The 15,141-nt window shown below is 70.4% G+C and carries 14 protein-coding genes; 7 read left to right on the top strand and 7 right to left on the bottom strand.

Annotation, left to right across the window (positions count from 1 at the left end; all coding sequences use genetic code 11):
- Positions 1 to 1,085, bottom strand: a 1,085-nt coding sequence (locus AC07DF_RS39565) for a homocysteine S-methyltransferase family protein (RefSeq protein ID WP_478982114.1), incomplete at its 3' end; no start/stop codon positions are given.
- Between the two features lie 304 nt (positions 1,086 to 1,389).
- Here AC07DF_RS39565 and AC07DF_RS39560 point away from each other — a divergent pair.
- The 6 genes from AC07DF_RS39560 to AC07DF_RS39535 all read left to right on the top strand — a co-directional run bounded on the left by AC07DF_RS39560 (position 1,390) and on the right by AC07DF_RS39535 (position 8,441).
- Complete coding sequence (locus AC07DF_RS39560) at positions 1,390 to 2,163, top strand: IclR family transcriptional regulator (protein WP_478982112.1); 774 nt, start codon at positions 1,390 to 1,392, stop codon at positions 2,161 to 2,163.
- Positions 2,164 to 2,429: 266 nt separating this feature from the next.
- Positions 2,430 to 3,227 (top strand): MIP/aquaporin family protein, encoded by a 798-nt coding sequence (locus AC07DF_RS39555; RefSeq protein WP_478982110.1) that lies wholly within the window; start codon positions 2,430 to 2,432, stop codon positions 3,225 to 3,227.
- A 76-nt stretch (positions 3,228 to 3,303) separates the two neighbouring features.
- On the top strand, positions 3,304 to 4,842 hold the full coding sequence (gene glpK / locus AC07DF_RS39550) for a glycerol kinase GlpK (RefSeq protein ID WP_020276828.1): 1,539 nt from the start codon (positions 3,304 to 3,306) through the stop codon (positions 4,840 to 4,842).
- 8 nt (positions 4,843 to 4,850) lie between these two features.
- Positions 4,851 to 6,467: a glycerol-3-phosphate dehydrogenase/oxidase gene (locus AC07DF_RS39545; RefSeq protein ID WP_478982107.1), complete on the top strand. Its 1,617-nt coding sequence runs from the start codon at positions 4,851 to 4,853 to the stop codon at positions 6,465 to 6,467.
- Between the two features lie 122 nt (positions 6,468 to 6,589).
- Positions 6,590 to 7,261 carry a FadR/GntR family transcriptional regulator gene (locus tag AC07DF_RS39540; RefSeq protein ID WP_184597459.1) on the top strand — a complete coding sequence of 224 codons (672 nt, stop codon included), beginning with the start codon at positions 6,590 to 6,592 and terminating at the stop codon, positions 7,259 to 7,261.
- A 157-nt stretch (positions 7,262 to 7,418) separates the two neighbouring features.
- Positions 7,419 to 8,441, top strand: a complete 1,023-nt coding sequence (locus AC07DF_RS39535; protein ID WP_189726594.1) for a PAC2 family protein — start codon at positions 7,419 to 7,421, stop codon at positions 8,439 to 8,441.
- Positions 8,442 to 8,504: 63 nt separating this feature from the next.
- Here AC07DF_RS39535 and mshC read toward each other — a convergent pair whose 3' ends face one another.
- The 4 genes from mshC to AC07DF_RS39515 form a co-directional block, all read right to left on the bottom strand.
- Positions 8,505 to 9,734: a cysteine--1-D-myo-inosityl 2-amino-2-deoxy-alpha-D-glucopyranoside ligase gene (gene mshC / locus AC07DF_RS39530; RefSeq protein WP_478982104.1), complete on the bottom strand. Its 1,230-nt coding sequence runs from the start codon at positions 9,732 to 9,734 to the stop codon at positions 8,505 to 8,507.
- Between the two features lie 94 nt (positions 9,735 to 9,828).
- Positions 9,829 to 10,659 (bottom strand): SCO1664 family protein, encoded by an 831-nt coding sequence (locus AC07DF_RS39525; RefSeq protein ID WP_478982102.1) that lies wholly within the window; start codon positions 10,657 to 10,659, stop codon positions 9,829 to 9,831.
- A complete protein-coding gene (locus AC07DF_RS39520; protein WP_382497871.1) occupies positions 10,623 to 11,213 on the bottom strand; it encodes a DUF3090 domain-containing protein in 591 nt (196 codons plus the stop codon). The genes AC07DF_RS39525 and AC07DF_RS39520 overlap by 37 nt, the downstream gene beginning before the upstream one ends.
- A 78-nt stretch (positions 11,214 to 11,291) precedes the next feature.
- Complete coding sequence (locus AC07DF_RS39515) at positions 11,292 to 11,978, bottom strand: histidine phosphatase family protein (protein ID WP_478982099.1); 687 nt, start codon at positions 11,976 to 11,978, stop codon at positions 11,292 to 11,294.
- A 61-nt stretch (positions 11,979 to 12,039) separates the two neighbouring features.
- Here AC07DF_RS39515 and corA point away from each other — a divergent pair, with 61 nt between their 5' ends.
- Entirely contained in the window at positions 12,040 to 13,035 is a 996-nt protein-coding gene (corA, locus tag AC07DF_RS39510) for a magnesium/cobalt transporter CorA (RefSeq protein ID WP_478982097.1), read from the top strand.
- Positions 13,036 to 13,046: 11 nt separating this feature from the next.
- On the opposite strand, the gene AC07DF_RS39505 is transcribed toward corA, so the two are convergent.
- Positions 13,047 to 13,835, bottom strand: a complete 789-nt coding sequence (locus AC07DF_RS39505; protein ID WP_478982095.1) for a ferritin-like domain-containing protein — start codon at positions 13,833 to 13,835, stop codon at positions 13,047 to 13,049.
- Between the two features lie 229 nt (positions 13,836 to 14,064).
- A complete protein-coding gene (locus tag AC07DF_RS39500) occupies positions 14,065 to 15,120 on the bottom strand; it encodes an LLM class F420-dependent oxidoreductase (protein ID WP_478982093.1) in 1,056 nt (351 codons plus the stop codon).
- Between the last annotated feature and the right edge of the window lie 21 nt (positions 15,121 to 15,141).

Below are 15,141 nucleotides of genomic sequence, written 5' to 3'. Positions count from 1 at the left end.
GAACCGTTGGCGTTGGTGCGCTCACCGATGGCCAGGTAGGAGGTGTCCTGCCGGAACGGCACGCTCTGGTAGAGCGAGGCGGCACCCGGCTCGGGCTGCGGGCTGCGCTCGGTCGGGGTGAGGTCCCGGACGCGCTCCACCAGCTGGCGCAGGTGCTCGGGGGTGGTGCCGCAGCAGCCGCCGACGAGGGAGAGGCCGTAGTCCTGGACGAAGTTCTGCTGGGCGTCGGCCAGGCCCTCGGCGTCGAGCGGGAAGTGGGCGCCGTCCTTGGTCAGGATCGGCAGGCCGGCGTTCGGCATGCACAGCAGCGGGATGCGCGAGTGGCGCGTCAGATAGCGCAGGTGCTCGCTCATCTCGGCGGGGCCGGTGGAGCAGTTCAGGCCGATCATGTCGATGCCCAGGGGCTCCAGCGCGGTCAGGGCCGCGCCGATCTCGGAGCCGAGCAGCATGGTGCCGGTGGTCTCGAAGGCCATCGAGCACAGCAGGGGCACGTCGACGCCGGTGGCCTCCATGGCCCGGCGGGCGCCCAGGATGGACGCCTTCGTCTGGAGCAGGTCCTGCGTGGTCTCCACCAGCAGCGCGTCCGCGCCGCCGGCGAGCATGCCCTCGGCGTTGGCCTGGTAGCCGTCACGGATGGTGGCGTAGGAGACGTGGCCCAGCGTGGGCAGCTTGGTGCCGGGGCCCACGGAGCCGAGCACCCAGCGCGGCCGGCCGTCCCGGGCGGCGTACTCGTCGGCCACCTCGCGGGCGATCCGGGCACCCGCCTCGGACAGCTCGTGCACGCGGTCGGAGATGTCGTACTCCGCCGCGGCCGTGTGGTTGGCGCCGAAGGTGTTGGTCTCGACGCAGTCCACGCCCACCGCGAAGTACGCGTCGTGGACCGAACGGACGATGTCCGGCCGCGTGAGGTTCAGGATCTCGTTGCAGCCCTCGAGATTCTGGAAGTCCTCAAGGGTCGGGTCCTGCGCCTGGAGCATGGTGCCCATGGCACCGTCGGCCACCACCACACGGGTGGCCAGGGCCTCTCGGAGCGCGGACACACGGGTCCGGCTGTCTGCGGAAGGGGTCAGCGGCAACGAGGCCATGTAAAGGGCTCCCTCGGATGCGACGGCTGTCGGCTTTGCGGCTTCCCGGACATCCGGAGGACATCCGGGGAAGGGCGCACCGCGCCAGCGTAACCGGGAGTCGGCTTGGATGGGCACCGCGTCCACGGGGCGGACGCCGATGGCGCCGGGGCGGCCGTTGTGCGTCCGATGAACCGCCTGTGACACAACAAATGGCGTCCCGCCATTAGCGAGAGGTCGGCATCGACCGGTAGTGTTCGACATTGCCGAACAAGGGCTGTGGTGCCGCTTGTCGGCGGTCGAAGGGGACGGAGGCAGTACGGCGATGGCACGGAACATCCAGTCGCTCGAACGGGCGGCCGCGATGCTGCGGCTGCTCGGGGGCGGCGAGCGACGGCTCGGCCTGTCGGACATCGCCTCGTCGCTGGGCCTGGCCAAAGGCACCGCCCACGGCATCCTGCGCACGCTCCAGCAGGAGGGTTTCGTGGAGCAGGACGACGCCTCCGGGCGCTATCAGCTGGGCGCCGAGCTGCTGCGCCTGGGCACCACCTACCTCGATGTGCACGAGCTGCGGGCGCGCGCCCTGGTGTGGGCCGACGACCTGGCCCGTTCCAGCGGCGAGAGCGTCTACCTGGGCGTCCTGCACCAGCAGGGCGTGCTGATCGTGCACCACGTCTTCCGGCCCGACGACAGCCGGCAGGTCCTGGAGATCGGGGCCATGCAGCCGCTGCACTCCACGGCCCTGGGCAAGGTGCTGTCCGCCTACGACCCGGTGGCGCACAGCGAGGCCCTGGAGAACGACCGCAAGGCGTTCACCGACCGGACCGTGTGCGACCCGGAGGACTTCGAGCGCCTCCTCGACCTCACCCGCGCGCGGGGTTACGCGGCGGACGTCGAGGAGACCTGGGAGGGCGTCGCCTCCCTGGCCGCACCCATCCACGACCGGCGGCGCATGCCCGTCGGCGCGGTCGGCATCACCGGCGCCGTGGAGCGGCTGTGCCGGTCCGACGAAGAGGGTGCGGTGCGGCCGGAGCTGATCGCGGCCGTCCGGGACTGTGCCCGCGCGGTGTCGCGGGACCTGGGCGCCGGGCGGTTCTGACGGGACACAGCGGGACCGGGGCGTCGTACGGCGCTCCGGTCCTCGGCATGTCCGCGATCACGAGCGTCGGGGATCCGCGGAACGGGCAGCGATCAGTAACGATCGTATTTTCGCCAACAGAGCCCTTGACGTGCTTGTAACCCCGAAGCAAGACTCCCGTCCATCGGTCGACATTGTCGAACAGCTACCGGCAATACGCGCTAGAGTGGGACAACGCCAGGCCGGTATCGAACTTCACCCCTGGACGAAGGACAAAGGAGTCGCGGGTGTCCAGCTCCGACATCTTCATCGGCGAGACCATCGGTACCGCCATACTCATCCTCCTCGGCGGCGGCGTCTGCGCCGCCGTCACACTGAAGGCTTCCAAGGCCCGCAACGCCGGCTGGCTCGCCATCACCTTCGGGTGGGGCTTCGCGGTGCTCACGGCGGTCTACACCACGGCGCCGCTGTCCGGCGCCCATCTCAACCCGGCCGTGACGCTGGCGCTCGCCATCAAGGACGGCGACTGGAAGAACGTCCCGGTCTACTGGGCCGGTCAGGTTCTCGGCGCCATGATCGGCGCGGGCCTGGTCTGGATCGCTTACTACGGTCAGTTCCACGCCCACCTCACCGACCGCGAGATCGTCGGCGGTCCGGGTGCGCAGGACACCGCCACGGCCAAGGCCGTCGAGGCGCAGGAGAAGGGCGCCGGCCCCGTGCTGGGCGTCTTCTCCACCGGGCCCGAGGTCCGGGTCGCCTGGCAGAACCTGGCCACGGAGATCATCGGCACCATCGTGCTGGTGCTCGCCGTGCTCACCCAGGGCCTGAACGACAAGGGCAACGGCCTGGGCACCCTGGGTGCCCTGATCACCGCGCTCGTGGTGGTCTCCATCGGTCTGTCCCTCGGCGGCCCGACGGGATACGCGATCAACCCGGCCCGTGACCTCGGTCCGCGTATCGTGCACGCCCTGCTGCCGCTGCCCAACAAGGGCGGCTCCGACTGGGGCTACGCCTGGATCCCGGTGGCCGGTCCGCTCATCGGCGGGGCCATCGCCGCAGGCATCTACAACGTCGCATTCGCCTAGAGCACGCTTCCTCGCGAAACTCTCAGCACGCGCCGTACGTAAAGCCCCATAAACCCGGAATTACCAGGAGCACACTGTGACCGACGCGCACACCGCCGGCCCCTTCATCGCCGCCATCGACCAGGGCACCACCTCCAGCCGCTGCATCGTCTTCGACCGGGACGGCCGGATCGTCTCCGTCGACCAGAAGGAGCACGAGCAGATCTTCCCGAAGCCGGGCTGGGTCGAGCACAACGCCACCGAGATCTGGACGAACGTCCAGGAGGTCGTCGCCGGGGCCATCGAGAAGGCCGGCATCACCCGGGACGACATCAAGGCCATCGGCATCACCAACCAGCGCGAGACGACCGTGCTGTGGGACAAGAACACCGGTGAGCCCGTCCACAACGCCATCGTCTGGCAGGACACCCGCACCGACGCCCTCTGCCGCGAGCTCGGCCGCAACGTCGGCCAGGACCGCTTCCGCCGCGAGACGGGCCTCCCCCTCGCCTCCTACTTCGCCGGCCCGAAGGCCCGCTGGCTGCTCGACAACGTCGACGGGCTGAAGGAGCGCGCCGAGGCGGGCGACATCCTCTTCGGCACCATGGACACCTGGGTCATCTGGAACCTGACCGGTGGGGTCGACGGCGGCAAGCACGTCACGGACGTCACCAACGCGTCCCGCACGATGCTGATGAACCTGCACACCATGGAGTGGGACGACAAGATCTGCGAGTCGATCGGCGTCCCGAAGCAGATCCTGCCCGAGATCCGCTCCTCCGCCGAGGTCTACGGCGAGATCACGGGCGGCAAGCTGGGCGACCTGCTCGGCGGCATCCCGGTCGCCTCGGCGCTCGGCGACCAGCAGGCCGCCCTGTTCGGCCAGACCTGTTTCGCCGAGGGCGAGACCAAGTCGACGTACGGCACCGGCACCTTCATGGTGATGAACACCGGTGACAAGATCATCAACTCGTACAGCGGGCTGCTGACCACCGTCGGCTACAAGATCGGCGACCAGGACACGGTCTACGCCCTGGAGGGCTCGATCGCCGTCACCGGCTCGCTGGTGCAGTGGATGCGCGACCAGATGGGCCTGATCTCCACCGCCGCCGAGATCGAGACCCTCGCCCTGTCGGTCGAGGACAACGGCGGCGCCTACTTCGTGCCGGCCTTCTCGGGCCTGTTCGCCCCGTACTGGCGCTCCGACGCCCGCGGTGTGATCGCCGGCCTGACCCGGTACGTCACCAAGGCGCACCTGGCCCGTGCCGTCCTGGAGGCCACCGCCTGGCAGACCCGCGAGATCGCCGACGCCATGACGAAGGACTCCGGCGTGGAGCTGGCCGCCCTCAAGGTCGACGGCGGCATGACCTCCAACAACCTGCTGATGCAGACCCTCGCCGACTTCGTGGACGCCCCCGTGGTGCGCCCGATGGTCGCCGAGACCACCTGCCTCGGCGCCGCCTACGCCGCCGGTCTCGCCGTCGGCTTCTGGAACAGCACCGACGACCTGCGCGCCAACTGGCGCCGGGCCGCCGAGTGGACCCCCCGCATGGACGCGGACACCCGCGCCCGTGAGTACAAGAACTGGCTCAAGGCCGTCGAGCGGACCATGGGCTGGCTCGAGGACGAGGAGTAAGAAAGCGCATGACCAGTCAGTCCACCCTGCAGTCCGTGCCTGCCCTGGGGACGCACCCGGCCTCCGGCTCGAACCCGAGCCGAGCCGAGACCAGGGAGCAGCTCTCCAAGGCGTCGTACGACCTTCTCGTGATCGGCGGCGGCATCCTGGGCATCTCCACCGCCTGGCACGCCGCGCAGTCCGGCCTCAGGGTGGCTCTGGTCGACGCCGGCGACTTCGCCGGTGCCACCTCCTCCGCCTCTTCCAAGCTGCTCCACGGCGGTCTGCGCTACCTGCAGACCGGCGCGGTGAAGCTGGTGGCGGAGAACCACTTCGAGCGCCGTGCGGTCTCCCGCCAGGTGGCCCCCCACCTGGCGAACCCGCTCACCTTCTACCTCCCGGTGTACAAGGGCGGGCCGCACGGCGCGGCGAAGCTCGGGGCGGGCGTCTTCGCCTACTCCGCGCTCTCCGCGTTCGGTGACGGCGTCGGGCACCTCCTCTCCCCCGCCAAGGCGGCGCAGGACGTGCCCGAGCTGCGCACCGAGAACCTCAAGGCCGTGGCCGTCTACGGCGACGACCAGATGAACGACGCGCGCATGGCGCTGATGACGGTCCGCGGCGCCGTGGAGGCGGGCGCGGTCGTCCTCAACCACGCCGAGGTGACGGGCCTGCGCTCCACCCAGGGCAGGGTCACGGGCGCCGAGCTGAAGGACCGGCTGTCCGGCGACGAGTTCGGCGTCAGCGCCCGGCTGGTGCTGAACGCGACCGGCCCGTGGGTCGACCACCTGCGCAAGATGGAGGACCCGAACGCCGCGCCGTCCATCCGGCTGTCGAAGGGCGCCCACCTGGTCCTGAAGCGCACCTCCCCCTGGAAGGCCGCGCTCGCCACCCCGATCGACAAGTACCGCATCACCTTCGCCCTCCCCTGGGAGGACATGCTGCTGCTCGGCACCACCGACGAGGAGTTCGAGGGCGACCCGGCGGATGTCTCGGTCACCGAGAAGGACACGGCCCAGATACTCGACGAGGCCGCCTTCTCCGTACGCGACCAGCAGCTGAGCCGCGACCTCATCACCTACTCCTTCGCGGGCCTGCGGGTGCTGCCGGGCGGCCCCGGAGACACCTCCAAGGCCAAGCGCGAGACGGTCGTGACCGAGGGCAAGGGCGGCATGCTGTCCGTCGCGGGCGGCAAGTGGACCACCTTCCGGCACATCGGCCGTACGGTGATGCAGAAGCTGGAGTCGCTGCCGGGCCACCCGCTCGGCGACGACTTCGAGCCGATCAGCTCGCTGCCGAAGAAGCTGCCGCTGCCGGGCATCGCCAACCCGCGCGCGGTCGCCCACCGGCTGCTCACCGACCGCCCGGCACCCGGCCCGCGCATGGGAGCCGACACCGCCAAGCACCTGGCCACGCACTACGGCTCGCTGGCGTTCGACATCGCCCGCATGGCCAACGACAGCCCGGAGCTGGCCGAGCGCGTGCACCCGGACGCCCCGGAGATCTGGGCGCAGGTCGTCTGGGCCCGGGACCATGAGTGGGCCGAGACGCAGGACGACGTGCTGCGCCGCCGGACGACGCTGACGATCCGCGGCCTGGCCACGGACGACGTCCGCGCCAAGGTCCAGGATCTGCTCGACAAGAAGTAGGCGCGTTACCGACCCGTACCCGAGAGGGGGCGGCTCCACGCCGACGGAGCCGCCCCCTCCGCGTGTCCGTCCCCGCATAATGACGTGATACGTCGGAGGTCTTAAGCGACAGGAGGCCGGCCATGGCAGTCACCGACGAGGCGATCGAGAAGATCAAGGGAATGATCGTCTCCGGCGCGCTGCGCCCGGGCGACCGGCTGCCCAAGGAGAGCGAGCTCGCCGCCGACCTCGGCCTGTCCCGCAACTCCCTGCGGGAGGCCGTACGGGCGCTGTCCCTCATCCGGATCCTGGACGTCCGGCAGGGCGACGGCACGTATGTGACAAGTCTCGACCCGCAGCTCCTGCTGGAGGCCATGAGCTTCGTCGTGGACTTCCACCGCGACGACACGGTCCTGGAGTTCCTCGCCGTACGCCGCATCCTGGAGCCGGCCGCGACGGCCATGGCGGCGCTGCGGATCAGCGAACAGCAGCTGGACGCGCTCACGGCCCAGCTGGACAAGCTGGGCGACGCCCCGTCCGTGGAGGATCTCGTCGCCTGCGACCTGGAGTTCCACCGGGGCATCGTGCACAGCTCGGGCAACTCCGTGCTGTGCTCGCTGCTCGACGGGCTGTCCGGCCCCACCACCCGGGCGCGTATCTGGCGCGGCCTCACCCAGGAGGACGCCGTCGCCCGCACCCTGCGCGAGCACCGGGCGATCCTCGCCGCCCTGCGCGACCGGGACGCCGAGGCGGCGCGCTCGTGGGCGACGGTGCACATCGCGAGCGTGGAGCAGTGGCTGCGCTCCACGCTGTGACCGGAGCCTCACGGACAGCTCGGATGAGTCCGGGGTGTTCAGGGGTGCGTCGCGGGGCAGTGATGGGGTCACTCCCCCTGCGAGGGGGCTGCGGGCGCCCCCTTGGCACGCCGTAAGGTTGGGGCGTTCGCGAGGGTACGTCGGAAGGAGGCACTGGGTGATCGAGCTCGAGGGGGTTCCCGAGCTGGTCGACCCGGTCATGGTGGCCGCGTTCGAGGGCTGGAACGATGCCGGCGACGCCGCCTCCACCGCGGTCGCGCATCTGGACAGGGAATGGAAGGGCGAGGTGTTCGCGGCGCTCGACGCCGAGGACTACTACGACTTCCAGGTGAACCGCCCCACGGTGTTCATGGAAGCGGGCGTCCGCAAGATCACCTGGCCGACGACAAGGCTGTCGGTGGTCCGGGTCGGAGGGGACAAGCCACGCGATCTCGTTCTCGTCCGGGGCATTGAACCGTCCATGCGGTGGCGCTCGTTCTGCAACGAACTGCTGGGCTTCGCGCACGAACTGGGCGTGGAACTGGTGGTCGTCCTGGGCGCCCTGCTCGGCGACACCCCGCACACCCGTCCGGTTCCGATCAGCGGGACGACGTCGGACGCCGACCTGGCCCGCCGGATGGACCTGGAGGAGACCAAGTACGAGGGCCCCACGGGCATCGTGGGCGTCCTGCAGGAGGCGTGCACGCACGCGGGCGTACCGGCCGTCTCACTCTGGGCGGCGGTGCCGCACTACGTGTCGCAGCCGCCCAACCCGAAGGCCACGCTGGCTCTCCTGAACCGCCTGGAGGACCTGATCGACGTGCGCATCCCGCTGGGCGAGCTGCCCGAGGACGCGCGCGCCTGGCAGGTGGGCGTGGACCAGCTGGCCGCCGAGGACAGCGAGGTCGCCGAGTACGTCCAGTCGCTGGAGGAGGCCCGGGACACCGCCGAGCTGCCGGAAGCCTCGGGCGAGGCCATCGCGCGTGAGTTCGAGCGCTATCTGAGACGGCGGGACGGCGGCGGACCGACCGCCTCCGGGGGACACGCGACGGCGGACGGCAGCGACAGCACGTCGTATCTGCGGGACAGCCCCAGCGGCCGTACGCGCCCGCCGAAGCCGCCCAAGCCGGGCACCGACGACGGGGAGTCGTCGGCCCAGCCCAAGCCGGGCACGGACGACGAGGAGTCGTCGGAGGACTGAGGCGGTACCTGAACGCCAGAGGGGCGTCTCCCGGCCGGGAGACGCCCCTTGGTCCGTTCTCGGCTAGAGCGCGACGCCGAGCAGCGCGTCCACCGCGCGGGAGACGACACCGGGCGCGCCGATGTCCGTACCGCCGCTCTCCTCCTGGAGGGCGGCCCAGCGGTCGACAGCCGCGAGGGCGGCCGGGGCGTCCAGGTCGTTCGCGAGGGCCTCGCGGAGCTCCTCCACGAGCGCTTCCGCCGGCGGGCCGTCGGGCCGGGACACGGCGGCGCGCCAGCGGCCGAGCCGGGCGACGGCGTCCTGGAGGACCTGGTCGGTCCACTCCCAGTCGGCGCGGTAGTGGTGGGCGAGCAGCGCGAGCCGGATGGCGGCCGGGTCGACACCCTCGCGCCGGAGGGTGGAGACGAAGACCAGATTGCCCTTGGACTTGGACATCTTCTCGCCGTCGAGGGCGACCATGCCGGCGTGTACGTACGCCTTGGCCATGGGGAACTCGCCGGTGAGGGCCTGGGCGTGCGAGGCGCCCATCTCGTGGTGCGGGAAGGCGAGGTCGGAGCCGCCGCCCTGGATGTCGAAGCCCATGCCGAGGTGGTCGAGGGCGATGGCCACGCACTCGATGTGCCAGCCGGGCCGTCCGCGCCCGAGCGATCCGCCGTCCCAGCTGGGCTCGCCCTCACGGGCCGCCATCCAGAGCATCGGGTCGAGGGGGCTCTTCTTGCCGGGCCGGTCTGGGTCGCCGCCGCGCTCGGCGGACAGCAGCCGCATCGCCTCGGCGTCGAGGTTCGAGACCTTGCCGAAGTGCGGGTCGGACTCGACGGAGAAGTAGACGTCCCCTTCGAGTTCGTAGGCCGCGCCCGCGTCCCGCAGCCGCTCGACGAGCGGGATGATGCCGGGTATCGCCTCGACGGCGCCTATGTACTGCCGCGGCGGCAGCATCCGCAGGGCCGTCATGTCCTCGCGGAAGAGAACCGTCTCCTTCTCGGCGAGGGCGGCCCAGTCGATACCGTCGCGCTGCGCCCGCTCCAGGAGCGGGTCGTCGACGTCGGTGACGTTCTGGACGTAGTGAACCTGCCGCTTGGTGTCGAGCCACACGCGCTGCACGAGGTCGAACGCGTTGTACGTCGCCGCGTGTCCCAGGTGGGTGGCGTCGTACGGGGTGATGCCGCAGACGTAGATACGGGCGACGGGACCGGGGTCGAGGGTGACGAGGCCGCCGGTCGCGGTGTCGTGGATCCTCAGGTCGCGGCCCTGACCAGGCAGGGCGGGGACCTCGGAAGCGGGCCAGGCATGCATGTCATGAGCGTAACCGGACTGAAGTTCCATCTACGAATGGGAGCGGTCCGGACGGCCGAGAAGGCGTTCTTGCGCGATCCCGGCCTCTGTGCTCCTACACGGGTGGCCAGGGAATCGCCGGCCACTCCCCGCTCGGCTCCGGATGCGTCCCTGAGGCGAGGAGCGCACCGACACGCGCGCGTGCGGCGTCGACCTCGGCGGCGGTGATCAGCGGTTCCAGCCGTGCGGTGAGGGCCCCGCCTTCGGCCAGATCCTTTCTGAGGCCCTCGAGGACGTCGGCTGCCTCCTGTGTGAGGGGCTCCCCCGCCCAGCCCCACAGCAGGGTCCGCAGCTTGTTCTCCGCGTTGAAGGTCACTCCGTGGTCGATCCCGTACAACCGCCCGTCGCCCGTGGGCAGCAGGTGGCCGCCCTTGCGGTCGGCGTTGTTGATCACTGCGTCCAGCACCGCGAGCCGCCGCAGCCGCTCGTCGTCGGCGTGCACGAGCAGCGCGGTACGTCCCTCGCCGACCTCGGCGAACCCGATCGCCTTCCAGCCCGGTTCCGGTTCCTCCCCGTCGACCAGCGCGAGCAGCTCCGCGTCCGGCACCGCGTCGATCCACAGCTGGCACATGCCCTCGCCGTAGGGGCCGTCACGCAGCACGGTGGGCGGTACGAGGCCCCAGCCGGTCGCCTCGGAGACCTCGTACGCGGCGACCTCGCGCTGGGCGAGCGTCCCGTCGGGGAAGTCCCACAGGGGCCGCTCCCCGGCGACCGGCTTGTAGACGCAGGCCGCTTCCCGGCCGTCGTACGACACCGTGCAGTACAGGGCGGCGTTGGAGGCCTCACGGATGCGTCCGCGTACGGTGAGTTCGCCCCGGGCGAGCAGCTCGGCGGGGTCCTCAGGAGGCGTCACGCTCCGCGGCGGTATCCGTTCTGGCGCGGACATACGTGTCCTTCCGGGTCGAGCGGGAGGCTGCACAGCGGACACGGCGGCCGCCCGGCGTTGACGACGTCGAGGGCGCGCTTGGCGAAGGCCCTCGCCTGCGCACCGGTGAGCCGCACCCTCAGCATCGGCGGCCCGTTCTCCTCGTCCTGGAGCAGCCGCTCCTCGGCCTCGGCGAGGTCCTCCTCGGAGTCGGCGTCGAGCTCGACGAGCGCCTGCGCCTCGACGATCATGAGCTGCTCGTCGCCGTCCCAGGCGAGCGCCATGGTGCCGACCCGGAACTCCTCCTCGACGGGGGTGTCCAGGGGGGCGCTGTCGTTGATCTCCGTCGGTGCGACGGCGGGGACGGAGGCGCTGCCGCCGCTACGGCGTACGACCTCGTCGAGCAGTTCGTCCATGCGCTCGGCGAGCGCGGCGACCTGGGTCTTCTCCAGTGCCACGCTGGTCACCCGGGAGCCGGCGGTGGCCTGGAGGAAGAACGAACGGCGCCCGGGCAGTCCGACCGTACCGGCCACGAAACGCTCCGGATGGTCGTAGAGGAACACCTGACGGGACACGTCCTGTCTCCATTGGAATCGTGGGGGCCGTGTGACCACGGCACTGCTGCGACCGCTTCACCCTACTGCGGCGGACGATCACGGTGCGCCCGCACCACCCCCGACTTGGGCGTCGGCGTCCGGCGCTTCCTCGCGCGGCACCAGGGACGTGAAGTCACCGGTGTCGCCGAGGCGGACGAGAAACGGCCGCAGTCGTGTGTAACGGATCGCGGTGATGGAACACGGTTCAACGGAAATCCGCTGGAAGAGGTCCAGATGAAGTCCGAGTGCCTCGGCGACGAGCGACTTGATGATGTCGCCGTGCGAGCACATGAGGTAGACGGCGTCGGCGCCGTGGTCGCGCTCCACGCGCGCGTTCCACTCGCGCACGGCCTCGGCGGCACGGGTCTGCATGGCCCGCATCGACTCGCCGCCGGGAAAGGCCGCCGCGGACGGGTGCGCCTGCACCACCTCCATCAGGGGCTCGTCCTTGAGCTCGGCGAGCTTGCGCCCGGACCAGTCGCCGTAGTGGCACTCGCCGATGCGCTCGTCGGTGTGCGGGCGAAGGTCCGGCCGGGCCTCGAGCAGGGGCCCGATCGTCTCCTGGCAGCGCTGGAGCGGACTGGTGACGATTTCGGCGAGGGGCAGTTCGGCCAGCCGCCCGGGCAGCGCGGCGGCCTGCGCGGCGCCGCGTTCGTCGAGGGCGACACCGGGCGTCCAGCCGGCGAGCAGTCCCTCGGTGTTGGCGGTGGAACGTCCGTGCCTGACCAGGATCAACGTGGGCATGCGATCCAGCGTAGGCGCACGCGCGCGTACGGTGTCGTTCGAGTGACGGGAGACTCGCTTCGTGATCGTCGACTGTGCCATCTACCGCGACGGACACCGGACCGAGGGGCCGGAGGACTTCTCCGACGCCCTGGGTGAGGCCCGTGAGGCGGGAGGTTTCGTGTGGATCGGGCTGCACGAACCGACAGAGCGCGAATTCGACCATGTCACCCGGGAGTTCGGCCTGCATCCGCTGGCCGTCGAGGACGCCCTCAAGGCCCATCAGCGGCCCAAGCTGGAGGTGTACGACGACTCGCTGTTCGTGGTCCTCAAGCCGGTGGTGTACGAGCCACGGAGCGACACCGTCTCCACCGGCGAGATCATGATCTTTCTCGGCGACTCGTTCGCGGTCACCGTCCGGCACGGCGAGGGCGCCCCGCTCAAGGCCGTGCGGCACCGGCTGGAGCACGAGCCGGAGCTGCTGGGCAACGGGCCCACGTCGGTGCTGTACGCGATCGCCGACGCCACCGTCGACCACTATCTGGACGTCGCGATGGAGTTGCAGGCCGACCTGGAGGGGCTGGAGACGGAGGTGTTCTCACCGCTGGACGGCGGCTCACGGAACACCGCGTCCCGGATCTACGACTTCAAGCGCCAGGTCCTGGAGTTCCGCCGGGCGACCGGGCCGCTGGCCCTGCCGGTGAGCCGGCTGGCGGGCACGGCGCAGTCCGGTGTGACGGTGCCGTTCGTGGACGACCGGGCCCGGCCCTTCTTCCGGGACGTCAGCGACCACCTCACACGCGTGAACGAGTCCGTGGAGAACCTGGACCGGCTGGTGTCGGACATCCTCTCGGCACATCTGGCGCAGATGAGCGTCCGGCAGAACGACGACATGCGGAAGATCTCCGCCTGGGCGGCCATGGCCGCGATCCCCACGATGGTCGCGGGGATCTACGGCATGAACTTCGATCACATGCCCGAGCTGCGCTGGGAGTGGTCCTACCCGGCCCTCATCGTGCTGATGGTCGTTCTGGAGGTGCTGGTGTTCCGCCTGTTCAAGCGCCGGGGGTGGCTGTAGACCGGGTGGTCTCAGGCGAACTCGGGTGCCGTGGAGGCCGGGCCGCCGAGCGCGTCGCGGCGTTCGGGCATCTCCAGGGAGACCATCCGGCGCCAGCCGCCCAGCCGTTCGTAGGCGTACATCGCGTGGATGCCCGCCGCGAGCGCCGTCGACTTGGCCTTCGACCAGCCCAGGATGCGCCCCATGTGCGCCATGACCGCGAGGCTGACGTCCCGGTAGATCCGGATCTCGGCGAGCGCGCACTCGCGCAGGGTCCGCTGGATGACCCGGCCGTGGCCCGCGTAGGCGAAGCGCAGCAGTTCCTCGTGGCAGTAGGCGAGGTGGTTGTCCTCGTCGCCCGAGATCTGCTTGACCGCGCGCCCGATGTCGGGGTCGTCCGCGAAGTGCTTGCGGAGCAGTTCCATCTGCTCGGAGGCGCGCTGTTCGGTGACCCTGCTGTGCGAGAGGTACGTGACGATGTCCCGGACCGCAAGCCGCTCGTCGCGCTTGAGCTGCTCGTGCGCGAGGCCGATGCCGTTCTTCTCCAGGAGCATCGTGTAGTCGGTCTCCGGCGGGACCGGGACGGGGTCGAGGCCGCGCTTCTTCAGCAGGGCGTTGAAGATCCGCCCGTGCTTGTCCTCGTCGGCACCGTGGCGGGTGATCTTGGGGGCGAGTTCTCGCTCGCTCTCCGGGACGAGCGCGGCGATCCGGGCGTTCTCCCAGCCGCCCTGGGACTCGCCGCTCGCGGCGATGGAGCAGAACAGGGCGAAGGACTCGTCGTTGGCGAGGATCTCCTGGAACAGACTCTTGGCCGAAAGCATCGTGGGCACCTCTCCCGCGCGCGTGCGCGTGCTGCAGATTCCGCAGTTTCCGCAAAGAACGAGTCAAGTGCGGGCCGCACGGTGCTGCAACAGGTGCGACGGACAACTCCGCCAAATGGAGGACGTAACCGTCGGCGGCTCCCCGCGTTGTTCTGCGTGACGGCCGTGGCGGGGAAGACCCCCCGAGCCCCCACCACGGCCGCAGAAATCTCCGTCGGGTTCAGTCGTGTCAGGCGAGCCCGGCGTGCTCCAGGGCCTCCGTGCCGGCGCGCAGGGACGCGATCCGCTCGTCGAGCGTGAAGCCCGCCGGGGCCAGGGTGAGGGTGGTGACACCGGCCTGGGCGTAGGCCTTCATCCGGTCCGCGATGCGCTCCACGGAACCGAGCAGGGCCGTCTTGTCGATCAGGTCGTGCGGCACGGCGGCCGCGGCGCCCTGCTTGTCGCCGGACAGGTACTTGTCCTGGATCTCGGCGGCTTCCTTCTCGTAGCCCATGCGCTGGGCGAGCTGGTTGTAGAAGTTCTGCTTGCGGCTGCCCATGCCGCCGACGTACAGCGCGGTGTAGGGGCGGAAGGTGTCGGCGAGCGTGGCCACGTCCTTGTCGTCGCCGAGTGCCAGGGGCAGGGTCGGGCAGATGTCGAAGCCGTCGAGGGACTTGCCCGCCTTCTCCCGGCCGGCCCGCAGGTACTGGATCGCCGTGTCCTCGAGGTGGTCGGCGGAGGGGAAGATCAGCAGGGCGCCGTCGGCGATCTCACCGGTCTGCTCGAGGTTCTTCGGGCCGATCGCCGCGACGTAGAGCGGGATGTGCTCGCGCTGCGGGTGCACGGTCAGCTTGAGGGGCTTGCCCGGGCCGCCGGGCAGCGGCAGCGTCCAGTGCTGACCCTCGTACGACAGGCGCTCGCGCGTCATGGCCTTGCGGATGATCTCGACGTACTCACGCGTGCGTGCCAGCGGCTTGTCGAACTTGACGCCGTACCAGCCCTCGGAGACCTGCGGGCCGGAGACGCCGAGGCCGAGCCGGAAGCGGCCGCCGGAGAGCGAGTCGAGGGTGGCCGCCGTCATAGCGGTCATCGCGGGCTGGCGGGCCGGGATCTGGAAGATGGCGGAGCCCACGTCGATCCGTTCGGTCTGGGCGGCGACCCAGGTCAGAACGGTGGCGGCGTCGGATCCATAGGCCTCGGCGGCCCAGCAGACGGCGTATCCGAGCCGGTCGGCCTCCTGGGCGACGGCCAGATTGTCCGCGTCCATGCCGGCACCCCAGTAGCCGAGGTTGATACCGAGCTGCATCCCGATTCCCCTTACCCATCA

This window comes from Streptomyces sp. NPDC044719 (assembly GCF_056433405.1).
The sequence above is the reverse complement of the archived record's forward strand: the minus strand, read 5'-3'. Positions and strand labels throughout refer to the sequence as shown.